Below are 24,060 nucleotides of genomic sequence, written 5' to 3'. Positions count from 1 at the left end.
TAGGCAGGCGGCTGCTCATCGCCCGGTGTACAGGTCCAGGGCCTGGAGTTCGGCGGCAACCTCCAGGATGCACACGCGCAGGGTCTCGACGATTTCATCGACCTGGGCGTGGCTGATGATCAGCGGCGGCGACATCACGTTCAGGTGCATGATCGGGCGCACCAGCAACCCCTTGGCCTGGGCCCGCAGATGAATCCGCTCGCCAATGTTGACCTCGTCGGCAAACAGCGCCTTGCTGGCCTTGTCGGCCACGAACTCGACACAGGCCATGAGTTTCTCGCAGCGCACATCCCCCACCAGCGGTAAATCCCGCAGGGTGCCCAGGCGTTGTTCCAGGTAGCTGCCCACGTCCTGCACGTGGGCCAGCAGGTTCTCGCGCTCGATGATCTCGATGTTCTTCAGCGCCGCGGTGCAGCACACCGGGTGGCCGCTGTAGGTGAAGCCGTGAGTGAAGCAGCGGCCCTGGCCGGGCTCGGCGATCACGTCCCAGATCCGCGTCGAGAAAATGCACGCCCCCAGCGGCAGGTAGGCCGAGGTCAGGCCCTTGGCGGTGGTGATGATGTCCGGCTGCACGCCGAACAGGTCGCTGGAGGCGAACCACTTGCCCAGGCGGCCGAACGAGGTCACCACTTCATCGGCGACAAACAGGATGTCGTGGGCCTGGCACACCTGCCACATGCGCTGCAGATAACCTTCGGGGGGAATGATCACCCCGCCGGACCCCATGATCGGCTCGGCGAAAAACGCCGCGACCCGGTCGGCACCGATGCTGTGGATCTTGTCTTCGAACTCCTGGATCAGGAACTCGAGGAACTGCGCCTCGTCCATGCCATCGGGGGCGCGGTACGGGTTGGGGTTGGAGACGTGGTGAATCAGCTCGTGGGCGTAATCGAACTCTGGCACCCGGTCGGCGGCCTTGTTGCCGATCGACATCGTCAGGCAGGTCGAGCCGTGATAGGCGTTGTAGCGGGCAATGATGTGTTTTTTCTGCGGTTTGCCACGGCAGTTCTGGTAGTACTGGATCAGTCGGTAGGCGGTGTCGACCGCGGTCGAGCCACCGGTGGTGAGGAACACGTGGTCGAGGTCGCCGGGCGCCAGGCTGGCGAGTTTTTCGCAGAGCTGGATCGACACCGCGTTGGCCATGTCGCAGAACGGATTGGCGTAGGCCAGTTGCCGTACCTGATCGGCAATCGCCAGGGCCATTTCCTCGCGACCCAGGCCGATGTTGGTGCACCACATGCCGCCCACTGCATCGAGAAAGCGCTGGCCTTCGCTGTCGTAAATATAGGCGCCGTCACCGGCGACGATGTTCAGCGCACCGTTTTGCCGGTGCTCATCGAACACGTGGTAACCGTGCATGTGGTGGGCCTTGTCGGCCTTGACCAGTTGGGCGTTATCGAACTGGTTGAAGAACTCGGCGTTGGGCGTGGTCATGGCAAAGGTCTCGAAGGTAATGATCAATCAGCTGGGATAAGTTGGCGCGGACTCAGAGCCCGGTCTTGACCGTGCTCCAGACCCGGGTGATGGCCCGCATGTCCTTGGGCTCGTGGGTTTTCTGCGCAAACAGCCGCTCACGGGTGGCGGCGTCGGGGTAGATCGCCTGGTTGTCACGCACCTCGGGCTTCAGCAACGCGGTGGCGGCCTGGTTGCTGTTGGCGTAGTGGATGTAGTTGCTGACGTCGGCCATCACCTGGGGTTGCAACAGGTACTGGAGGAACCTGTGGGCGTTGGCCACGTGGGGCGCGTCACCGGGGATGTACATGTTGTCGAACCAGATCAGCGAGCCTTCCTTGGGCACGAAGTACGCCAGGTTGATCTTCAGCCTGGCCTCCTCTGCGCGGGCCTGGGCGGTGGCGTAGTCGCCGGACCAGGTCATGGCCATACAGACATCGCCATTGGGCAGGCTGGTGAGGTAGTTCACCGAGTCGAATTTCTTGATGTAGGGCCGCACCGACAGCAGCAGGTCCTGGGCGGCCTTGAGGTCGGCCGGCGCAGCGCTGTGGGGGTCGCGACCCAGGTAGGTCAAGGCCAGGGGAATGACTTCGGTGGGGGCATCGATCAGGGTCACGCCGCAGTCAGCGAAACGCGAAACGATCTTGGGATCGAAGATCATCGCCAGCGAACCGATGGGGGCATCGGGCATGCGGGCCTTGATCATGTCGACGTTGTAGGTCACGCCATTGCTGCCCCAGGTGTAGGGCGCCGAATAGACGACGCCGGCGTCGTAGCCCTGCAAGTCGTGCAGCACCTTGGAGTCCAGGTTGTTCCAGCCCGGCAGTTGCTGCTTGTCCAGGGGTTGGAACACCTTGGCCTTGATCAGCGGCGGCACCAGGGAGGCATTGAGCACCACCAGGTCATACCCGGAGTGGCCGGTGAGCAACTTGGCCTGCACGGTCTCGTAGGCATCGAAGGTGTCGTAGATCACCTTGATCCCCGTGGCCTGCTCAAAGTCGGCCAGGGTCTTTTCACCGATGTAGTCCGCCCAGTTGTACAACCGCAGCGTGTGGGCGTCGTTCACCTCGGCGGCATGCACCGCCCAGGACAAGGGAGCAAGCAACAGACTGGAAAACACCTGTAGTGCCTTGCGCATTGCACATTCCACCTTATAAGCAGGCTCGGCTCTGGATGAGCGGGCGTGCCTACTATTGGCAGATTGACGCAACGGCACCATACCCCGAATGGGGGTACCCGAACGCAAGCCCGTAGCAGCTGTCGAGCCCGCGAGGCTGCGTTAACGGCCGCAGGACCTTCATCCAACTTGGCAATACCACCGCCGGGGGGCGCTGCGCAACCCAACGCAGCCTTCGGCAGCGGCTACAGGGTTACGGGGACATCCATCAGACCGCCAGCACGCTGCAGGAAGCCTGGTACAGCAGGTGCTCGGTGGTGCTGCCGATGAGTTTTTCCAGGCCCCGCGACTGGTTGCGGCCCAGCACCAGCACATCCACCTGGTGCTGATGGGCGAATTCGGCCAGCACCTGGACCGGGTCACCCTTGATGAAGTGGCGGCGCTCCGGCGCTACGCCAAAATGCTCGGCGGTATTGAGGAAGGCGTTTTCCAGGTCCTGGCGCAATTGCCGGGTCAAGTCGCTCAACGCCAGCCCGGCGCCATCCAGGTCACCCAGAAAATCGGCGGTTATGTCGCAGGCTGTGATCAGGTGCAGTTCGGCGTCGCATTGCAACGCCAGGCGTTCGGCCTGCTTGAGGATCCGCTCGTTGAGCTTCTGGTTCTGTGGCTGGTCATTGGCGCTGTCGATGGCCGCAACGATCTTGCGCGGCAAGCCCCGGGCCTGGTCGCCCACCAGGTAGGTCGGTACCGGGCAGTAGCGCAGCAGGTGCCAGTCCATCGGAGTGAAGAAAGTGCGCTTGAGCAGCGGTTCCTGCTGCACTTGCTTGATCAGCAGGTCCGGTTGCAGCTCGCTGACGTGCTCCAGGATGTCGCTCTTGACGTCTTCGGACCACGTGGTATAGGCCGTGACCTCAACCCCGCTGGCTCGCAGTTGATCGGCCTGCGCCTGGAGCCAGACGTCCTGTTCCTGCAGATAGCTGGCCCGCGCGCTGGCCCAGTCATCGCCCTCCAGCAGGGTCAGGATGCCCAGGGACTTGATCAGCCCGACGATGTGCAGGCTCGCGCCACTGGCCCCCGCCAGGGCTCCAGCCTGGTGAATGGCCGGCGACTGGCGCAGGGCCGGGTTGATGATCAGCAGCAGGCGTTGGTACTGGCTCATGGTCGGGTACTCGGGTGAAGTTATGTTCAGTATTGACCCAAGACTGCACCCGCGGGGGTTTAGCGTATTGATTCCAATCAAGACTGGCTGCTGGCCTTTGGTTTGGCGCGCTATCGCGGGCAGTTCAGCCAATACCTTCAGGCATCGGCCGCAGCCGGCTGGCGCAGCGGATACAACTGCTCGTCAAACTGCTCCAGGCGCGGGAACGCCAGGGGCTGTTCATCGGCCAGGTGCTGCAAGCGCTGGTCGTACTGCACCAGGAAGGCCTGACGCGCTTCATCGCTGATGTACGGCACGTGCCAGGCGACGAAGGGTTCCAGGACCTCAAAACCGACGTAGGCCAGGGTCCCGCGCAGGATCGGCCGCAGCATGTCCTGCAGCGGGCCGTGGATCGCGTCTTCGCCAAACATGTGCTCACGCCCGCCCAGGGTCACGCTGACCAGAGCCTTCTTGCCACTCAGCCCACCCTGGTCGTAGAAGCGCTTGCCGCCGTAACAGATGCCGGACACCAGCACCCGGTCGATCCAGCCCTTGAGCATGGCCGGGGCGGAGAACCAGAAAATCGGGAAGTTGAGGATCAGCAAGTCGGCCCACAGCAGCTTGTCCAGCTCGCCCTGGATGTCCGCGGCCAACGATTGGCGCTTGACCCCCAGGCGTTGCTCAAGGGCGTAGACCAGGTAGTCGGGGTTTTCCCGCGAGGAAAAGTCCTGGCTGCTGGCCACCGGGTTCCAGTTCATCGCGTACAGGTCGCTGACCTGCACCTCGTGGCCCTGGGCCTTGAGGGTGGTGACGGCCTGGTCACGCAGGGCGGCGGTGAAGGCGTTCGGCTCGGGGTGAGCGTGGACGATCAATACGTTCATGAGGCTTCCTTAGACGTCTGCAAGCGTCGGTGTTGAAGGGTGTGCGGCGCGCGTGGCCAGTAACCGGTCGAGCCAGTCGGGGTCCATTTGCGGTTCGGAGGAAAATAGCAGCCCGGTGTAGTCCTGGTGCGGCGGGGTGAAGATGGCATCGCGTGAACCGTGGTCCACCACCCTGCCCCTTTGCATCACCAATACCTCGTCGGCAATCGCCCGCACCGTGGCCACGTCGTGGGTGATGAACAGGTAGGACACGTCCAGTTGCTGTTGAATGCGGTTGAGCAGTTTCAGTACGCCTTCGGCCACCAACTGGTCGAGGGCCGAGGTCACTTCGTCGCAAATGATCAGTTGGGGATCGGCCGCCAGGGCCCGGGCGATGCAGATCCGTTGCTTCTGGCCGCCGGACAGCTCCCGGGGCTGGCGCTCCATGAAGGTCGTCGGATCGAGTTCGATCATCTCCAGCAACTCGGCGACCCGGGCCCGCAGCGCCTTGCCCTTGAGGCCCAGGTAGAAGGTCAGCGGCCGGCCGATGATGTCGACGATGCGCTGGCGCGGGTTGAGTGCGGTGTCGGGGATCTGGTAGATCATCTGGATCCTGCGCAACTGTTCCTTGCTGCGTTGACGAAAATCCGCCGGCAGCGGCTGGCCGTCGTACAGCACCTGGCCGGCTGTCGGTGGCAGCAGCCCGGTGATCAAGCGCGCGGTGGAGCTTTTGCCACTGCCGGACTCGCCGATCACCGCCAGGGTCTGGCCGCGATACAGGCTCAGGGATACGTCGTGCAGTACCGGCTGCTGACCATAGCTGGCGCAGCTGTTGCGCAATTCCAGCAAGGGCTGTTCCTGCTGCGGCAACGGCTTGGGTTCGGTGCGGAAACTGCGCACCGCCCACAATGACTTGGTGTAGTCCTGCTGCGGGGCGTCGAGCATCTGCCGGGTCTGGGCCTCTTCCACCAGCTTGCCGTGGCGCAGCACCATGATCCGATCGGCCATCTGCGCCACCACCGCCAGGTCGTGGCTGATGTAGATCGCCGCACTGCCGTACGTTGCCACGGCATCGCGGATCGCCGCCAGCACCTCGATCTGGGTGGTGACGTCCAGGGCCGTGGTCGGTTCATCAAAGATGATCAGGTCCGGGTGGCAAGCCATGGCCATGGCGGTCATGACCCGCTGCAGCTGGCCGCCGGAGACCTGGTGTGGGTAACGCTGGCCGATCTGCTCGGGGTTGGGCAGGCGCAGCACCCGATACAGCTCGACGGCTTCGGCCATGGCTTGCGCCCGGCTGATGCCGGCGTTCTGCACGGCGGTTTCCACGTGCTGGTCAATCAAGCGATGGGCCGGGTTGAACGACGCCGCGGCGCTCTGCGCGACATAGGCGATGCGCAGCCCCCGCAGCTTGCGCAGGGTCTCGGGCTTGGCCGTCAGCAGGTCGATGCCATCGAACTGCAGCGATCCACCGGTGATTCGGCAGCCATCGCGGGTGTAGCCCATGGCGGCCAGGCCGAGCGTCGACTTGCCGGCCCCCGACTCGCCGATCAGGCCCAGCACCTCACCCCGTTGCAGGGTCAGGTCGATGCCCTTGATCAACGGATGCCAGGCGTCCTCGTAGTGACCTTCGATGTGCAGGTTGCGGATTTCCAGCAGCGGTTTGGCAGTCTTCATCTTCAGCATTCCTTGAGACCGCTGGATCTGTGCAGCATCCAGTCGACGACGAAGTTGACGCTGACCGTGATCAACGCCACGGCCAGGGCGGGCAGCAACGGGCTGATGTCACCGAAGGTGATCAGCACCGCGTTGTCGCGCACCATGCTGCCCCAGTCGGCCGTGGGCGGTTGAATGCCCAGGCCGAGGAACGACAGCGCGCTGATGAACAGGAACACAAAGCAGAACCTCAGGCCGAACTCGGCAATCAGCGGTGCCGCGGCATTGGGCAGTACCTCGCGGGTCACCAGCCACCACAGGCCTTCGCCCCGCAACCGCGCGGCCTCGACGAAGTCCTGGACCACCACGTTCATCGCCACCGCCCGGGACAGGCGGAACACCCGGGTCGCGTCCAGCAGCGCGATCACCAGCACCAGCGAGGTGGCCGTGGTGCCCACTACGCTGAGGATCAGCAAGGCGAAGATCAGTTGCGGGATGGCCATCAGGATGTCCACCACCCGCGACAGGCCCTGGTCGACCCAGCCGCCCTTGATCGCCGCCACCAACCCGCTCAAGCCGCCGAGCAGAAACGCCAGCAGCGTGGTCAGGAAGGCAATCCCCAGGGTATTGCGGGCGCCGTAGACCAGGCGGCTGAACATGTCGCGGCCCAGGTTATCGGTGCCCAGCAGGAACTCACCGCCCCAGGGCGCGAACCCCTCACCCACCACCTGGGTTTCGCCGAACGGCGCCAACAGCGGAGCGAACAGCGCCACCTGGATGTACAGCACGATCACCAGCAGGCCGAACTGGGCGCTCAGCGGCGCACGGAGCAAGTGTTTAAGCAGGCTCATGGTCTACCCCTTCGGATGCATCAGGCGTGGGTTACTGGCAATCGACAGCACGTCGGCGCTGGTATTGAGCAGGATGTAGGTGGCCGCGAAGATCAGGCTGCAGGCCTGCACCACCGGGATGTCGCGCTTGGCCACCGAGTCCACCAGCAACTGGCCAAGCCCCGGATAGACAAACACCACCTCGACCACGACCACCCCCACCACTAGGTAGGCCAGGTTCAGCGCCACCACGTTGACGATCGGCGCCAGGGCGTTGGGCAAAGCGTGGCGAAAGATGATCCGCGACGGGCTGATGCCCTTGAGCCGGGCCATTTCGATGTAGGGGCTGGCCAGCAGGTTGATCAGCGAGGCGCGGGTCATGCGCATCATCTGCGCGATCACCACCAGGCTCAGGGTCGCCACCGGCAGCACCGAGCGCTCGAGGATGGTGCCCAGCGAGGCGTCCGGGGCCAGGTTGGAAATGCTCGGGAACCAGTTGAGTTTGACCGCGAACAGCAGGATCAGCAGGTAGGCCACGAAGAACTCGGGGAACGACACCGCACTCAAGGCCGAGGTGTTGAGCAAACGGTCGAACCAGCTGTTGCGATACAACGCCGCGAGCATGCCCAGGAGCAAGGCCAGCGGCACCGAGACCAGCGCCGCCAGCAGCGCCAGGCTGAAAGTGTTGCCCAGGCGGCTGCCAACCAGGTCGGCGATTGGTCGCTGGTTGGCCAGCGACACCCCCAGGTCCCCCTGCAGCAACTGCCAGATCCAGTGGCCAAAACGGCTCAACGGCGGCATGTCCAGGCCCAGTTGGGCACGAAATGCGGCGACGGTTTCCGGGGTCGCCGACTGGCCGAGCATGGCCTGGGCAATGTCACCCGGGAGCATGCCGACGGCGAGGAAAATAATCACCGAGACGGCAAACAATGACAGCAGACCTAACGCCAGGCGCTGCCCTAACAAGCGAAAAATACTTCTCATCGTGCGGTTCCTTTTTCTACTGTGGGAGCGAGCTTGCTCGCGATGGCGGCAGTGCATTCAAAATCAATGCTGCCTGAGCAATTGCTATCGCGAGCAAGCTCGCGCCCACAGGGATGTTCATCGCTTCGACAATTTCTTACGCCTGCCACCAGCGTTCGATCACCCGCAGCCCGTCCAGCTCGCCATACGGCGCGGTCTGGCCGCCGTGGTTGACACGCTTGGAACGGGCCGCCACGGAGCTGGCGAACAACGGCACGATCGCCCCGCCGTCGTCACGGCACAGCGCCTGCATTTCGTTGTACATCTCGCGGCGCAGCGGCTCGTTCATCTCGCCCCGGGCGGCGTTGAGCAACTGGTTGAAGCGCGGGTTGTCCCAGTGGGTTTCGTTCCAGGCCGCGCCCTTGGCGTAACCGATGCTGAACATGCGGTCGGCGGTCAGGCTGCTGTACCAGAACGAGGTGGTGAAGGGTTGCTTCATCCAGACGTTGGAGAAAAAACCGTCGGCGGGCTCGCGCACCACGTCGATGTCGATCCCGGCGGCACGGGCCTGCTCCTTGAACAGCACCGAAGCGTCCACGGCCCCGGTGTAGGCCGCGTCGGACGCTTGCAGGCGCACCTTGAGCGAATCCATGCCGGCCTTTTTCAGGTGGAACCGCGCCTTGTCCGGATCGTAGGTGCGTTGTTCCAGCGCGCTGTTGATGAACCGACTGCCGGGCTGGATCGGGTGGTCGTTGCCCACCAGGCCATAGCCGTAGAGCACCGAGGCCAGTAGGGTTTCACGGTTGATCGCGTGCTTCATCGCCAGGCGCACGTCGTTGTTCTGGAACACCGGGCTGTCGGTGAGCATGGGGAAGGTGTAGTGCTGGGCGCCCTTGGTTTCCTCGATCACCAGGTTGGGGTTGCGCTTGAGCAGTGCCACGGTTTTCAGGTCGACCTTGTTGATCACATCCACCTGGCCCGTCACCAGGGCATTGACCCGCGCGGCGCCATCGGCAATGCCAATCAGCTCGGCACTGGCGAAGTGCGCCCGGCCGGGTTTCCAGTAGTCGGGGCTGCGCTCCAGGGTCATGCGCACGCCCGGCTCGAAGTCCTTGAGCCGATAGCCGCCGGTGCCGACCGCGGACTGCCAGTCCGGCACCCCATCCTTGCTGGGCATGATCACCAGGTGGTAATCGGCAACCACATAGGCGAAGTCGGCGTTGCCCGAGTGCAGTTCGAACACCACGCTGTCCGGGCCCTGGGCACTGACCTTGGCGACATCGCCGAGCACGGTCTTGGCCGCCGACGTCGACTTCTCGCCCAGGTGGTGCTGGATCGAGGCCACCACATCGTCGCTGCTCAGGCGCTTGCCATTGTGGAAGGTCACGCCCTGGCGCAGCTTGAAGGTCCAGACCCGCGCGTCCGGGCTTGACTCCCAGCTCTGCGCCAGTTCCGGAATGGCGGTGCCGTCGACCGCGATTTCACTTAGGGTGTTGTACACCGCCGAGAACCCGACGAAGGTGAAGGTGTCGCTCCAGGAGCCGGGGTCGCGCGAGTCGGTGGTGCTGCCACCGGCCAGGCCCAGGCGCAGCACGCCGCCGGGCTTGGGGGTCGGGTCCTCGGCAAATGCGCCAAACGGCAAGCCCATGGAGAAAGCACCGGCCACGGCGGCCGCCGTCGCGCTGTATTTGAGGAAGTCCCGACGCGGGAAACTGTGCGCAGGGTTCGCTTGAGTAATCTTGTTGTTGTTATCGCTCATTGCAGGGCCTCTGATCAAAAAGCTGCGTTGTTAATCGATTACCGCTCCCACTCCACGCAAGACACCGGGCCATGGCCCGGTGCAAACACCCTGTGTGGCGTCAACTGTCACACCTGGATCGCCTTCACTTCGACGAATTCATGGAGCCCCTCTTCCCCCCACTCCCGGCCATTGCCGGATTGTTTGTAGCCGCCGAACGGCGCCTGATAGTTGAAGGCCGCGCCATTGATAAAACACTGGCCGGCGCGCACTTGCCGGCCCAGGTGCAATGCCCGCTCGGCGCTGCCGGCCCAGACGGCGCTGGACAGGCCGAACGGCGAGTCGTTGGCGAGCTGCAACGCGTGCGCTTCATCGGTGTAGGGGATCAGGCACAGCACCGGGCCGAAGATCTCTTCCTGGGCGATGCGCATGCGGTTGTCGACATCGGCGAACAGGGTCGGCGTGACGTAGTAGCCGCGTTCGAACGCCGGCACGCGGTCACCGCCGCACACCAACCGCGCCCCCTCCTGCTGGCCGACGCGGATGTAGTCCTGCACGGTGCGCCGTTGCGCCGCCGAGCACATCGGCCCGAGAAAACTCTGTGGATCCAGTGGATCCCCCATGGCCAGGCCAAGGGTGTGCTCGCGTGCCAGTTCCACCGCCTCGGCGTAACGACGGGCGGGCAAGAGCATGCGCGTCAGGGCGGTGCAGGTTTGGCCGGAGTTGATCATCACGTCCTCTACGCCGTATTGCACGGCAGCGGCCAGATCGGCGTCCTCGGCAATCAGCAGCGGCGACTTGCCGCCCAGTTCCAGGCACACCCGCTTGACCGACGGTGCAGCGGCCTGGGCCACACGCACCCCGGCGCCGGTGGAACCGGTGAACGACACCATGTCGACGTCCGGGTGTTTGGCCAGGGCTTCGCCGACTTTCGAACCTGGCCCGCTGACCAGGTTGAACACCCCCGCCGGCAAGCCAATGGCGTCGATCATCTGCGCCAGCAGGAACGCGTGCAGTGGGGTTTCCTGGCTCGGCTTGACCACCACGGTGCACCCGGCGGCCAGGGCCGGCGCCAGTTTGCCCAGCAGTTGATGCAGCGGGTAATTCCACGGATTGATAAAGGCGCAGACACCCACCGCTTCACGGATCACCAGGGAATTGCCGACCTCGCGGACCTGGTCCATCAGGCCCGCCAGCTCCGCATACTGTTCCAGGCCAATGATCGGCCCGTCCACTTGCACCGAGCGGCACCATTGCACCGGCATCCCCAACTCGCGGGTGATCACCGCCGCCATCTCGTCCGCCCGCAGCCGCAGTTGCTCGGCCAGCGCGCGGATGTAGCCGGCACGCACACTGGAGGCGGTACGCGACCAGGGGCCAAACGCCCGCCGCGCCGCAGCCACGGCCCGCTCGACGTCACGTTCATCGCCCAGTGGCACGCGGCCGGCGACGTCCTCGGTGGCTGGGTTGATCACCTCGGCCACGCCCTGCCCCGACGGGGTCAGCCAGCGGCCATCGATGTACAGCGAACGGTGATCAAGCATGGGCCTGGACCTCCATCAGTTCATGGGCACAACGGGCGATACGCTGGCAGGCCTCGCGCAGTGGTTCGGTGTCGACCACCAGGCCCAGGCGGATATGCCCGGCCGCACTGGGACCAAAAGCTTCGCCGGCCAGGACCGAGACGCCGTGACGTTCCAGCAGGCGGTCGGCAAACGCCTGGGCGCTGAGCCCGGTGGCGCGGATGTCGAGCATCACGAACATCCCGCCATCGGGTTTCAAGGCCCGCACCCCGGGGCAATCGGCCAACGCTGCGCAGACCAGGTCGCGGCGCTGACGATAGGCCTCGCGCATCGCCGCCAGTTCCGGCATGTGGGTGTCGAGGGCGACCACGGCGGCGTCCTGGACGAAATCCGGCAGGCCGTAGAGCATGCACAGCGCAAGGTTTTCCAGGTGCGCAGCCAGCGCCGGTGGTGCTACCACCCAGCCGATGCGCCAGCCGGTCATGGCGTGGGATTTCGACAGGCTGTTGAGGGTCGCGGTGCGCTCTGCCATGCCCGGCAAACTGGCCGGGCTCAGGTGTTCGCCGTCAAACAGCAGCTCGCTGTAGACCTCGTCGGAGATCAGCCACAGGTCGTGGCCGATGCACAGTTCGGCCAGGGCTTGCCAGGTGCTTCTCGGCAGGCTGGCCCCCGACGGGTTGTGCGGGCTGTTGAGCGCCAGGGCCCGGGTGCGTGGGGTGATGCGCGCGGCGACGTCTTCGGGCATCACCCGAAAGCCGTTCTCGGAACGCACCGGCACCGGGATCACCACGGCGCCGCAGGCACCGAATACCGCTTCATAGGTGACGTACATGGGTTCGGCGACCAGCACTTCGTCGCCCGGGTTGAGCACGCACTGGGCCACGCTGAACAGCGCACATTGGGCGCCGGCCAGGACGATCACCTGTTCGCTGGTGACCGCCTGGCCGCTGCGCGCCTGGTGCCGCCGGGCGATGGCCTCACGCAGGGTGCGTTTGCCGCGCACGTCGGCGTAGTGGGTGTTGCCCGCCAGCAGGCTGTCGATGGCGGCCTGGACGATGGGCGCCGGGGTGTCGAAATCCGGGTCGCCCACCGACAGCAGCAGAATGTCTGCGCCCTGCTCGCGCAAGGCCAGAGCACGGTAGTGAATATCCCAGGCGGCGGCGCCGTCACCGGCGATACGTTGGGTCAGATCGGAAAAACGCATGGTCCTGCCTCCGTCAAACAAATCATTAAATCAATGAGCGCAGGCATGCTTGAGCTCGATCAGGGTGACGCCGTTGCGTTTGAAGCCGTGGCGCAAATCGGTCTGCAGCTCGGCCAGGCTCTGCGGTTGGCTGACAGTGCAGCCGAACGCGCGACCGAGGGCGGCAAAGTCCGGATTGCGCGGCAGCACACCGATCGGCTCGATGTCCAGGCTCAACATGTCGTCGCGGATCTGGCCCAGGGCGTCGTTGTTCCACAACAGCACCACCAGCGGGCTGTCCAGTTCCTCGACGGCGGTCGCCAGTTCCTGGGCGGTGTAGAGGAACCCACCGTCGCCCACCAGTACCAGGCCCGGGCGCTGCGGTGCGCCGAACTTGGCGCCGATCCCGGCGGGCAAGCCATACCCCAGGGTGCCGTAGCCCGTGGGGTGCAACCAACTGCGCGGGGCCAGGCTGTCGAATGCGTAGTTGCCGGTGTAGGCCAGTTGGGTCATGTCGGTGCTGATAAAGGCGTTGTCCGGCAGTTCAGCGCCAATGCGCTGCAAAATGGCCTGGTGGATCGACTGCAACGGGCCGTGACCGGCCTGCACCGCTTCGCGCAAGGCGGCGACGGCGGCAATCGCCGCGCTGGCGTCGCGGGGGCTGGTCGGCAGGCGTTCGAGCAAGCCGTCCAGGGTTTGCCGGGCATCGCCGTGCAGGGCCACGGCACAGGGGTAGAAGTCGTTGAACTTGCGCGGGTCAATGTCGACTCGCAGCAGCTCGGCATTCAGGGGCAAGCGCTCGCGCCAGAAGTCGGTGTCGGCCATTTCCGTGCCCACCGCCAGCACCACGTCGGCCTCGGCAATCAGGTGCCAGCCCGGCTCCACGCACAACGACGAACCGGCATTGAGTGCGGCCTGCGGCGGCAACAGGCCCTTGCCGGCGACGCTGGTGAACAGGGGCGCGGCCAGACGGGTGCTGAGTTGCTGCAGTTGCGCGCTCGCCTCCAGGGCGCCGCCCCCGGCGATGATCATCGGCCGTTTGGCGCCGTTCAATTTGCGCACTGCCTGGTCCAGGGCGCAGGCAGCCGCGGCGCCACGTCCCGGGCGCAGCACCACGTCCTGGCTCCAGTCACGGGATACCGGCGCCGACAATACGTCCAGCGGCACCGAAATATGCACCGGGCGCGGACGTTCGCTGTCGAACACCGCGTAGGCCCGGGCGATCAATTGCGGCAGGTCGTCAGTGCTCAAGGCCACCGCCGAGAACGCAGTGATCGGCGCGGTCATGGCGCGCTGATCCTGGGTTTCGTGCAGGCAGCCCCAGCCCTTGCCGAGGCTGGCGGTGTGGTTGACGCTGGAGATCACCAGCATCGGGATCGAGTCGGCATAGGCCTGGCCGATACCGGTGGCGGCATTGGTCACCCCGGGGCCGGTGATGATGAAGCAGACTCCCGGCTTGCCGCTGACCCGTGCGTAGCCGTCGGCCATGAAGCTGGCGCCTTGTTCATGCCGGGTCAAGACGTGGCGGATGCCGCTGCCGGGCAAGCCGCGGTACAGCTCCAGGGTGTGTACCCCGGGAATGCCGAACACAGTGTCGACGCCGTAGTTGGCCAGCAGGCGAACCAGGGCCTGGCCGCCGGTCAAGGGTGTGGTGTGCATGTGTTTATCCTCACGCATGGCCGAGGCGAATCAACGCATCGACCGCGGTCGTGCCGTGGGCACCGACCAACAATGGGTTTACATCGAGTTCCAGCAACTGCCCGGCGTTTTCGCAGGCGTAGTCGGCCACTGCGCGGATCGCCGCCACCAGTGCCTCGAGGTCCGCCGGCGGCCGGCCACGAAAACCCTGGAGCAAGGCGGCACTGCGCAAACTCAACAAGGCATTGCGAATCGCCCCTTCAGTGGTCGGCAGCAGCAGGCTCCGACTGTCCTTGAGCAACTCCACCAGGATCCCGCCGGCACCGATCACCAGCGCCAGGCCAAAGTCGTTTTCGCGCTTGATGCCGACAATCAGCTCCGCCAACGGCGTGCTGGCCATGGGTTCCAACAGCACCTGGTCGAAGGCCACGCCAGGGGCGTAGGCACCAATGCGGGTCGCCATGTTGCTCAGGGCGGCAGTCAAGGCGGCGGCGTCCTTGAGGTTGAGCGCCACGGCCCCGGCTTCGGTCTTGTGGGGTAACTCGGCGCTGAGCGCCTTGAGCACCAAGGGGTAACCCAGGCGTTGGGCATCCTCCAGTGCCTGCGATACGGTGCTGCGCACGCCATTCGGTACCGGCAAGCCAAAGGCCCGCAGCGCCTGCTTGGCATCCCATTCATTGAGCAGCCGCCCCGCCCCCGCCAGCGACTGCGGACACAGCGGCACCAACGCCGACTCACCCAGGGCCAGCAATGCCTGGCGATTCGCCTGATAACCGGCGATCCGGCCCCAGGCGGCCAGGCCGTCTTCCACCCCCTGCAAGGCAGCGACGCCCTGGGCATGCAAGCGCTCGCGGGCATGGGCCGGCAGCAGCTCCGGGAAGGCCGAGGTGACGAAGCCGGTCTTGCCGTGGTGCACCAGCGCCTGGCAGTACAGCTCCAGCAACAGGTCGCACTCCTTGCGCTCGCCAGTGAACTGGGCGGGGTAATCGAGCACCAGCATGGCCGCGTCGGCTTCGGTGCGCAGGGCACTGTCGAGCATCCGGTTGAGGGCCTCGCCATCGCCCCAGATGGCGGTGGTGAAGTCCAGCGGATTGACCAGGTTGGCGTAGCTGGGCAAGACCTGCGCCAGCTCGGTGGTTTGCCCCGCGTCGAGTGCGGGCAAGCGCAGCTCGTTACGTTCGGCGTAGTCGGCAATCAGCCCGGCATCGCCACCGGAACAGGCCAGCGCAATCAGGCGGTTGCCGCTGGGCAACCGGCCGCAGGCTGCCGCTTTCAGGGTCTCGACGAAGCTCACCGGGCCACTGACCCGAATCACCCCAAGGCGCGCAAACAGCGCGTCGTACAAGGCATCGGAGCCGGACAGCGAACTGGTGTGACTGAGCGCCAGCTCGGCGCCGATCTGTGACACCCCGGTTTTCAGGACGACCACCGGGATGCCCTGCTCCAGCGCCTTGTGCGCGGCGCGGGCAAAGGCCGGGACGTTGTTCAGGCCTTCCAGGTGCAGGCCGATGGCGGTCACGCGCGGTTCGTCGAGCAACACGTCCATCAATTCCGCCACGCCCAGTTGCGCCTGGTTGCCCACCGACGCCATGTAGGCCACCGGCAGCGAGCGGTCGCTCATCGACAGGTTGTAGGCGAAGTTGCCACTTTGGGTCAGCACGGCCACGCCCCGCTCCACCGCCTTGCCGCCATGGGCCACCGGCCACAACGCACAGCTGTGCAGGTAGTCGAGCAAGCCGTAGCAGTTGGGGCCGAGCAAGGCCATGTCGCCGGCGGCCTCGAGCAGTTGCTGTTGCAGGGCCTGGCCTTCGGCGCCGGTCTCGGCGAACCCGGAGGCGTAGCAGATCGCCCCGCCCGCGCCCTTGGCGGCCAGATCGCGAACGCAGGTCAGGGTCAGCTCACGGTTGGTGGCGATGAACACCGCGTCCGGACCACAGGGCAGATCGCTGACCTGGCGGACGCACGGCACGCCTTCCAGTTCGTCGTGTTGCGGGTTGACCAGCCACATCGGGCCGGCATAACCACCTTCGGCGCAGCGCTTGAGGGCGCGGGCCATGCTGCGCCCGCCGACAAACGCGACGTGGCGTGGGGCGAGCAGGCGCTTGAGGTTGTCTCGAATTGTCAGGGACATGGGGGTTCTCCGGGACCGATCAGCGCAGCAGCGGCCGCAGCAGCTCGCGGGAAATGATGTGCCGCTGGATTTCCGAGGTGCCTTCCCAGACCCGCTCGATCCGCGCGTTGCGCCAGATGCGCTCGACCACACATTCATCCATCAGGCCCATGCCACCGAAGATCTGTACCGCTTCGTCGGCGACCTTGCCCAGGGTTTCGCTGGCGAACAGCTTGGCCATGCCGGCTTCGCCATCGGTCATGCTGCCCTGGTCCATCTTCCAGGCGGTGTGCAGGGTCAACAACTCGGCCGCGCGGATCTGCGTGGCCATGTCCGCCAACTTGAACGAGATGCCTTGGTAGGTGCCGATCGGCTGGCCAAACTGCTTGCGGTCCGCGGCCCATTGCAGGGAGACGTCCAGCGCCCGTTGCGCCTGGCCGACACAGTTGGCGGCCACCATCACCCGCCCGGCGGTCAGCCAGGCGTTGGCCACGTCCCAGCCCTTGCCGACTTCACCCAGTACCTTGGAGGCCGGCACACGGCAGTCGTCGAAGAACATTTCGAAGGTGTGATAGCCGCGGTTGCTGACGCATTTCGGGCCGCGGCGGATGGTCATGCCCGGGGTATTGCGGTCCACCAGGAACGAGGTCACGGCGTTACGCGTACGACCGTTGTGTTCGTAGGTGTCGGTCACGGCAAAGACAATGGCGAAGTCGGCGTGCCCGGCGTGGCTGATGAAGTGCTTGCTGCCGTTGAGCACAAAGTCGTCGCCGTCCCGTACCGCGCGGGTCTTGATCGAGTTGGCATCGGAGCCGGCACCCGGTTCGGTGAGGGCGAAGCAGTCGATTTTTTCGCCCTGGATGCACGGCAACAGGTAGTCGTTGATCTGCTGGCCGGTGCACGCCATGAGGATCTTCGAAGGCCGTGCGACGAACACGTGCAGCGCCCAGGAGACCTTGGACAGTTCGCGCTCGATCAGCGCCTGGGACAGGTAGTCCAGGCCGCCACCGCCCACCTCCTCCGGCATGTTGAACGCATAAAAGCCGGCAGCGATCGCCTTGCCGCGGATCTGCGCCGCCAGCTCGGGCGAGACTTCGTCGGCGCGGTCCACCGCCTCTTCATAGGGCAGCAGCTCCTTGGTGACAAAGCTGCGTACGGCGTCCACCAACATTTCTTGTTCTTGGGTCAGTTGGAAATTCATGCGGCTACCTGTTGTTCGTGTGCTGATTGAGGTGGGGCGTTAGCGGCCGATAAAACGCGCCGGGCGTTTTTCGGCGACGGCGCGCAGGGCTTCGCTGGCGTCTTCGCTGCGCCCGCACAGCAGGCCAGCGGCCAGCTCGGCCTGGAGTTGTTGCGCCAGGCTACGGTCGGCGCCTTCGCGCATGAGCCGCTTGGCCTGAGCGAAGGCAAAGGTCGGTCCATTGGCCAGGCGCGTCGCCAGTTGCGCCGTGACGCTGTGCAGTTGCTCGTCGGCGCAGACTTCGCCCACCAGCCCGGCGGCTAGGGCCCGTTCGCTGCCCCACAGCTCGTCGAGGAACAACAGGCGCTTGGCCTGCTCACTGCCAATCAGGCGCGGCAAGTGCCAGCTGGCACCGGCATCGGGCGAGTACGCCATGCTGGTGTAGCCGGCCTTGAAGCGCGCCGATTGCCCGGCGATGCGCAGGTCGCAGCACAGGGTCAGGTCCATCCCGGCACCCACGGCGGTGCCGTTGATCGCAGCAATGGTGGGTTTTTCCAGGCTGTACAGGCGGTTCATCAGGGCGTGGGCGGTTTCGGTCCAGCCGTAGCTTTCCAGCGCGCCGCGGGCCTCGGCGGCGGCCCACTCATCGAGGTCGGCGCCGGCGCAGAAACTGCGGCCACTGCCGGTCAACACCACCACCCGCACCTGCGGGTCGGCGTTGTAGCCATCGAGCAAGGCATGCAGGTATTTCAAGGTCGGGATGTCCAGCGCATTGCGCTGGGCGGTGCGATTGAGGGTGATCCAGGCAACGCCGGCTGCAACCTGGCTGAGCACGGCAGAATCAGTAGTCATGGGAATCCTCGAATTATTGTGGTTGGCCTGAGGTACTGCGACTTGAGGCCATACTAAACGAGTGTTCAGTAAGGCGGCAATCGCTGGGAAAATCCGCTGTAACAGAGGAGAACACAGTTATCTAGTTGTATTTGAAGGGTTTATTTGTGAGTGACGCTTAGCGGCAGAGCGCGCCGTTACAACTTTGCACAACTGATGACAGCATCTGTGGGAGCGAGCCAGTTCGCGACGACCTCAAGTGCGACGCGTACATCCAGGCAGTGCGCGTCATCGTTGGCGACCATCGCGAGCAAGCTCGCTCCTACAGGGGGTGTAGGTCGCAACCGAGATTGTTAGTGGTGATCCGGACCTGTGGGAGCTGGCCTGCCAGCGATGGTCGCAAGGACGGCGCGGTGCATCAGGCTGTGCGCGTCATCATTGGCGACCATCACGAGCAGGCGCCCAGGAGGGGTGGGTTATGTGGTGGGCAGTTGTGGGGTCAGTACGCCCTGGCGTTTGCGGTGGATCAGGAAGTAGGCGCCATAGCACAGGGTAATGAAGCCGAAGCCCCAGTACAGCGATGGGCGTTGGGTTGGGTCCAGGGCCAGGAATACGAACAACGAGCAGCACAGGGCGATGCACACCAGCGGCAACACCGGGAACCACGGGGCGCGGTATTTCAGGTCTTCGAGTTTGCCGCCATCACGCAGGTAGGCCTTGCGGAATTTGTATTGGGCCAGGGCGATGACGATCCAGGTCACGGTGCCGGACATCCCGCTCACGGCCATCAGCACCATGAACAGCGTATCGGCGGCGACGAAGCTGGTCATCAGGGACACCAGGGCAAAACACAGGGTGATGCTCAGGGCGCGCAATGGCACGCCGCGCTTGCTCAGGGGCGACAGGCTTTTCGGCGCCATGCCGGTCTTGGACATGGCCCAGAGGATCCGGGTCGAGGCGTAGAGGCCGGAGTTGCCCACCGAGAGGATCGCGGTGAGGATCACGAAGTTCATCAGGTCCGCGGCATAGGGAATGCCGACCATGTCGAACACCTGCACGAACGGGCTTTCCATCAGGCCGGCCTGCTGCCACGGGACGATCGCGGACAGCACAATGATCGCCAGCACGTAGAAGATCAGCACGCGGAACACCACGTTGCGCACGGCCCGTGGAATGCTCTTTTCCGGCTGGTCGGTTTCACCCGCCGCCACCCCCATGATTTCGCAGCCCTGGAAGGCGTAGACCACGGTCATCATCACCGCAAACACCGCTGACAGGCCGTTGGGAAACACGGCGTCGCCGATCAGGTTGCTCATCCCCGGCGCCGGAGCACCGCTGCTCAGCGGGATCGCGCCGAAGATCACCAGCACGCCGACCACGATAAACCCCAGGATCGCCGCCACCTTGATCCCCGAGAACCAGTACTCGGCTTCGCCGAAGGCGCGGGTGGCCAGGGCGTTGAGGCCGAACAGCACCACCACGAACAGCGCCGACCAGTACCAGATCGGGACGTCCGGGAACCAGCGCACCATCAGCATACCGGCGGCGGTGAACTCCAGGCCCACGGTGGTGGCCCAGCTCATCCAGTACACCCAGCCGATCATGAAGCCGGTGGCCGGGCCGATGAACTGAGTGGCGTGGGTCTGGAACGAGCCGGACACCGGCATCTGCACCGACAACTCACCCAGGCAGACCATCACCAGGTACATCAGGAAACCGGCCACCAGGTACGCCAGAATCGCGCCCACCGGACCGCCCTGGTTAATGGTCACGCCGGAGCCCATGAACAGCCCGGTGCCGATCACCCCGCCCAAAGACAGCATGAAGATGTGCCGGCTTTTCAGGGCGCGGGTCAGGTGGATGCCTGTACGTTCAGTGGTTTGCGTCATGTCAGCACCCCAGGCGAGTGAGGTGGACGGGATCAGCTTTACGGCCATTCATTATTATTATCTCCAATAAGCTTCGAAGACCGCGCGGTGGCGGTTGCCTCGATTATTGGAAGACCATGTAAGTTCGCGTTGACGGTAAAGATCGAAGTTGTAGAAAGTCGTAACAGATTTGTACGTCAGCTCTGCAACAGGCCTTTGAGGGTGTGCAGGGCCTCGTGGAACTGGGCGTCGACCTGGGGCGCGAGGTCACACAGGGCCGATTCGGCGTTGCCCAGCGCCGCGTCTTCCAGTGCCCGCAACGCCTGGGCCAGGGCGCGGAACCCCAGGGAGTCACTGCTGCCGGCCAGGCGATGGGCCAGGTGCGCGACCTCGGTGCAGTCGCAGGCGTCGATGGCCTCCGCCAGGGCCCCACGGTGCTGGATGATCGAGGTGCGCAGCACACTCAGCAGGCCCAGGACTTTCTGTTCGCCGAGCAGCGTGCGATGGGTATGCAACAGCGGCCAGTCCATGGCCCCGTCCTGCGCCGCGGGTTCGGCCAGCGGCATCTGCCCCGCCAGGGCTGCACGCAGCTCGGCCAGTTTCAGAGGCTTGGCGAGGATGCCGTCCATCCCGGCATCCAGATAGCCGCGCACGAGCGCCGGTTGCACGCTGGCGGTCAGGGCAAAAATTCGCGTGGCGCGGTTCGGCCCGGCACCGCTACGAATCTGCCTGCACAGCTCGACGCCGCTGATCCCCGGCAAATGCACGTCCAGCAGGATCAGGTCAAACCCCTGGCCGGCGCACTGGGCCAAACCCTGCGGGCCCTCCTCGGCGAGCCACACCTGATGCCCGTCCCGTTGCAGCAGGCCGCTGACCACCTCACGGTTGAGCGCCACGTCTTCGACCACCAGGATCTTCAGGGGCGGACCGCTGGCCTGCTCGATGGGACCCTCGAGCAGTTCGCCCGCCGGCGCCAGCGTCAGCTCGAACCAGAAGCAACTGCCCCGCCCCGGCTGGCTGTCGACGCCGATACTGCCGCCCATTTTCTGCACCAGGTGTTTGCAGATGGCCAGGCCCAGTCCGGTCCCGCCAAAACGTTGCGCCACCTCCTCACTGGCCTGGGTGAAGCGCTCGAAGATTTTTTCCTGCATGGCCGGGGCAATCCCGATGCCGTTGTCAGTGACGCTGACCCGCACTCGTTGCCCGTCGTACCCAGGCAGCGGCGCCAGCAGTAACACCTGCACACTGACCTCGCCGCCCTCGGTGAACTTGATGGCGTTGGCCAGCAGGTTGCTCAGCACCTGGCGCAGGAACTGTTCGGCCCCCAACTGGCGTGGCGCGAGCTGCGGGTCGACCAGGCACTGCAGGCGCGTGCGATTGCCCAGCGCTCGTGGCTCCAGCAGGGTCAGCACCTCATCCAGCAGTTGACGCAGGGAAAAATTGACCGGCTCCGGGTGGGTTTCGCCCTCTTCCAGGCGCGCGAAGTACAGCACCTCGTTGAGAATGGTCAGCAACCCTTCTCCGGCCTTGTGCAGGGCATCCAGGCGTTTGCCATCGAGTTCGTCCAGACGCGGGCTGCGCAGCAGTTGCGCCATGCCGAGGATGCCATTGAGCGGTGTGCGCAACTCGTGACTCATGGTGGCCAGGAACCGCGACTTGGCGAGGTTGGCCGCCTCGGCTTCGTCCTTGGCACGCATCAGGCTGGCGGTGCGCCGCTCGACCATGCGCAGCAGGTCATCGCGATTGTCCTGCAGGGCCAGGCGGTCGGATTCGCGGCGGTCGATGTCACTGAGAATCGCCCGGCGCATGTCGTCCAGGGCGTGGGCCACGGTGTCGATTTCATCCGGCACGCCACTGCGGCTCTTGTCCAGGTGCAAGGGTTCCTGCCATTCGCCGGCGGCGATGCGTCGGGCGAAGCCAGCCATCACTTGCAGGTGGCGGGTCACCAGACGGTAGAACAGTCCGGACAGCGCCACTGCCAGGCCGCAGAGAAACACACTCATCCACAGCAGGCTGGTCAAACCGGTGGCGTACAGCCGCTGGTACACGGCCCCCAGGTCAGTGCTGACCTCCAGTTGCCCCAGGTGGCGTTTTTCCCCGGAAGGCGGCTGGTAATCCAGTTCGAAGCGCTCGATGCGCAACGGCCCGACCGGCTGCGGATTGCCCTGCAGCAACTCGAAGTCCGGGCTGCTCAGGCGTACCCGGGCCACGTCGGAGAAATCCACCAGGCCCCGCAGTTGCACGTTCAACTGTTCCTGGTTGAGGTCCCACAGGCTGCGTTCCAGACTGGCCAGATATCCGGCCCGAATCAGCTCCATGCGCGAGTCGATGTCACGCATCTCGCGGCGGTATTCGAAGTACAGCTGCACGGTGCTGGCGAGCACGGTAAAACACAGGCTGAACAACAGGATGAACAGCAGCAGGCGCCGCAACAATCCACCGGGTCGGGCGCGGATCATCGGGCGTCCGCCGGCAGGCTGATCATGTCGCGGTAGGTGACGGTGCTTTCGTTGAGCCAGCGTTGGATGTCGCCGGCCTCGACCATGCGCTGCAACTGGGCATCGATCTGCGGCATCTGGCTGGCCAGTGTCGAGCGCCGCGACACCGCGATCCGCAGGTAGTCGACGCTCAAGGGCTTGGGCAAGGCGACGATGTCCTCGGCGCCTTTCAGGTGTTCGACGTACAGCTCGCCGGTGCGCCGCTCCTGGGTGATGAAGTCGATGCGCCCGCGAATCAGTTTGCCGAAGTTCTGCCCGCTGTCGGAGACCCATTCGATATTGTTGCTGCGGGCCACCAAACGGTCGAAATCCACCCCATAGCTTTCCCCGAACAGCAGGCCGCCGCGGTACCGGGCCAGGTCTTCGAGGCGTTCGAAGCGCACCGGGTGCTGGCGGTTGATGAACACCGCCACGTCCTCGCGCAGCACCGGCACACCGGAGAACAACAGGCTTTGCTCGCGTTGCGCGGTGCTGTAGGCCAGCACCACGTCGACCCGGCCTTCGGCGGCGTCCAGCAGGCAGCGTTTCCAATTGCCCAGCACCACGGTCTCGACCTCGTAGCCCAGCGCGCCGAACAGGTGCCTGACCACGCTCGGGGCCAGGCCACGCACCTGCTTGCCGTCACTCCAGGAGATCGGCGGGTACACCGGGTAATCGCAGTAGCGGACTTTCTCGGCGGCCATCGCCGTGCCGCCCAGAAGCAGCAGTACCAGCCCGAGGGCGCGCACCATCGCCTCAGGCCGCGACGCTGGCGGTAAACAGGTAGCCGGCGCCGTGAATGGTGATGATCAACTGCGGCTCGGCCGGGTCATCGTGCAACTTGCGCCGCAAGCGCCCCACCAGCACGTCGATCGAGCGGTCGTTGGGCACCCACTCGCGGTTGCGGATCTGGTCCATCAACTGGTCGCGGCTCAGGGTGTGGCCGCTGTTGCGCAGGAACACGCTGAGCAACTGGTATTCGCCGTGGGTCAGCAGGGTTTCGTTGCCGGCGTCATCGATCAGGCGCCGGCGATCGGTGTCCAGGGCCCAGGCGGCGAATTGCTTGACCGGTTTGGCCGCGGCGAGTGGTTGGGGGGCTTGGGCATGGCGCACCCGACGGATCAGGTTTTTCGCCCGGGACACCAGTTCCCGTGGATTCAGCGGCTTGATCACATAGTCATCGGCGCCGCACTCCAGGCCGACGATCCGGTCGATCTCATCGTTGCGCCCGGTGATCAAGATGATCCCCACCTCCGAGCGCACCCGCAGTTCACGGGTCAGGGTCAGGCCATCCTTGCCCGGCAGGCGGATGTCGAGCATCACCAGGTCGACCGCCTGGCCGGCGAGGAAGGTGTCCGCGGCCTCCGCCGTTTCGGCGCAGTGGACCTCGTACCCTTCCCTGGACAGGTAGGCATGCAGCAGTTCGCGAATCAGCGGATCGTCATCGACGATCAGTACCCGAGGAGTCATCGCTTAAAGTCCTGCGTGCGCCCGAA

General features: G+C 65.0%; 18 protein-coding genes. All 18 read right to left on the bottom strand.

The genetic code is table 11. The features are described from left to right. Positions 1-15: 15 nt before the first annotated feature. The 18 genes from AACY45_RS04805 to AACY45_RS04720 all read right to left on the bottom strand — a co-directional run bounded on the left by AACY45_RS04805 (position 16) and on the right by AACY45_RS04720 (position 24,034). The gene (locus tag AACY45_RS04805; protein ID WP_339544398.1) at positions 16-1,434 is read right to left on the bottom strand and encodes an aminotransferase; all 1,419 of its coding nucleotides are present in this window, start codon (positions 1,432-1,434) and stop codon (positions 16-18) included. Between the two features lie 52 nt (positions 1,435-1,486). Next, a complete protein-coding gene (locus tag AACY45_RS04800; RefSeq protein ID WP_339544397.1) occupies positions 1,487-2,590 on the bottom strand; it encodes a polyamine ABC transporter substrate-binding protein in 1,104 nt (367 codons plus the stop codon). Positions 2,591-2,837: 247 nt separating this feature from the next. Next, complete coding sequence (locus AACY45_RS04795) at positions 2,838-3,728, bottom strand: universal stress protein (RefSeq protein ID WP_339544396.1); 891 nt, start codon at positions 3,726-3,728, stop codon at positions 2,838-2,840. Between the two features lie 137 nt (positions 3,729-3,865). Then, positions 3,866-4,588 (bottom strand): NAD(P)H-dependent oxidoreductase, encoded by a 723-nt coding sequence (locus AACY45_RS04790; protein ID WP_339544395.1) that lies wholly within the window; start codon positions 4,586-4,588, stop codon positions 3,866-3,868. 9 nt (positions 4,589-4,597) lie between these two features. Beyond that, on the bottom strand, positions 4,598-6,244 hold the full coding sequence (locus AACY45_RS04785) for an ABC transporter ATP-binding protein (RefSeq protein ID WP_339544394.1): 1,647 nt from the start codon (positions 6,242-6,244) through the stop codon (positions 4,598-4,600). A gap of 2 nt (positions 6,245-6,246) precedes the next feature. Then, entirely contained in the window at positions 6,247-7,074 is an 828-nt protein-coding gene (locus AACY45_RS04780) for an ABC transporter permease (RefSeq protein WP_339544393.1), read from the bottom strand. Positions 7,075-7,077: 3 nt separating this feature from the next. Further along, a complete protein-coding gene (locus AACY45_RS04775) occupies positions 7,078-8,037 on the bottom strand; it encodes an ABC transporter permease (RefSeq protein WP_339544392.1) in 960 nt (319 codons plus the stop codon). Positions 8,038-8,173: 136 nt separating this feature from the next. Continuing rightward, entirely contained in the window at positions 8,174-9,775 is a 1,602-nt protein-coding gene (locus AACY45_RS04770; protein ID WP_339544391.1) for an ABC transporter substrate-binding protein, read from the bottom strand. A 107-nt stretch (positions 9,776-9,882) separates the two neighbouring features. After that, a complete protein-coding gene (locus tag AACY45_RS04765) occupies positions 9,883-11,298 on the bottom strand; it encodes an aldehyde dehydrogenase family protein (RefSeq protein WP_339544390.1) in 1,416 nt (471 codons plus the stop codon). Further along, the gene (locus AACY45_RS04760) at positions 11,291-12,481 is read right to left on the bottom strand and encodes a pyridoxal phosphate-dependent aminotransferase (RefSeq protein WP_339544389.1); all 1,191 of its coding nucleotides are present in this window, start codon (positions 12,479-12,481) and stop codon (positions 11,291-11,293) included. Before AACY45_RS04760 ends, AACY45_RS04765 begins: the two co-directional genes overlap by 8 nt. A 30-nt stretch (positions 12,482-12,511) precedes the next feature. Continuing rightward, positions 12,512-14,119, bottom strand: coding sequence for a 5-guanidino-2-oxopentanoate decarboxylase (locus AACY45_RS04755; RefSeq protein ID WP_339544388.1), 1,608 nt, complete (start codon positions 14,117-14,119; stop codon positions 12,512-12,514). A 10-nt stretch (positions 14,120-14,129) separates the two neighbouring features. Next, positions 14,130-16,229, bottom strand: a complete 2,100-nt coding sequence (locus AACY45_RS04750) for an acetate--CoA ligase family protein (RefSeq protein WP_339544387.1) — start codon at positions 16,227-16,229, stop codon at positions 14,130-14,132. A gap of 19 nt (positions 16,230-16,248) precedes the next feature. Next, positions 16,249-17,409 carry an acyl-CoA dehydrogenase family protein gene (locus AACY45_RS04745; protein WP_339544386.1) on the bottom strand — a complete coding sequence of 387 codons (1,161 nt, stop codon included), beginning with the start codon at positions 17,407-17,409 and terminating at the stop codon, positions 16,249-16,251. 39 nt (positions 17,410-17,448) lie between these two features. Beyond that, entirely contained in the window at positions 17,449-18,240 is a 792-nt protein-coding gene (locus AACY45_RS04740; RefSeq protein ID WP_339544385.1) for an enoyl-CoA hydratase/isomerase family protein, read from the bottom strand. Positions 18,241-18,695: 455 nt separating this feature from the next. Continuing rightward, the gene (locus tag AACY45_RS04735) at positions 18,696-20,108 is read right to left on the bottom strand and encodes an amino acid permease (protein WP_339544384.1); all 1,413 of its coding nucleotides are present in this window, start codon (positions 20,106-20,108) and stop codon (positions 18,696-18,698) included. Positions 20,109-20,284: 176 nt separating this feature from the next. Further along, positions 20,285-22,546: an ATP-binding protein gene (locus AACY45_RS04730; protein ID WP_339544383.1), complete on the bottom strand. Its 2,262-nt coding sequence runs from the start codon at positions 22,544-22,546 to the stop codon at positions 20,285-20,287. Further along, a complete protein-coding gene (locus AACY45_RS04725) occupies positions 22,543-23,316 on the bottom strand; it encodes a substrate-binding periplasmic protein (RefSeq protein WP_339544382.1) in 774 nt (257 codons plus the stop codon). The genes AACY45_RS04730 and AACY45_RS04725 overlap by 4 nt, the downstream gene beginning before the upstream one ends. A 4-nt stretch (positions 23,317-23,320) precedes the next feature. After that, complete coding sequence (locus AACY45_RS04720) at positions 23,321-24,034, bottom strand: response regulator (protein ID WP_339544381.1); 714 nt, start codon at positions 24,032-24,034, stop codon at positions 23,321-23,323. Between the last annotated feature and the right edge of the window lie 26 nt (positions 24,035-24,060).

Source organism: Pseudomonas sp. RA_35y_Pfl2_P32 (assembly GCF_963970735.1).
GTDB lineage: Bacteria > Pseudomonadota > Gammaproteobacteria > Pseudomonadales > Pseudomonadaceae > Aquipseudomonas.
Note: the sequence above shows the minus strand (reverse complement) of the source record. Positions and strands in the feature narration are given on the sequence as shown.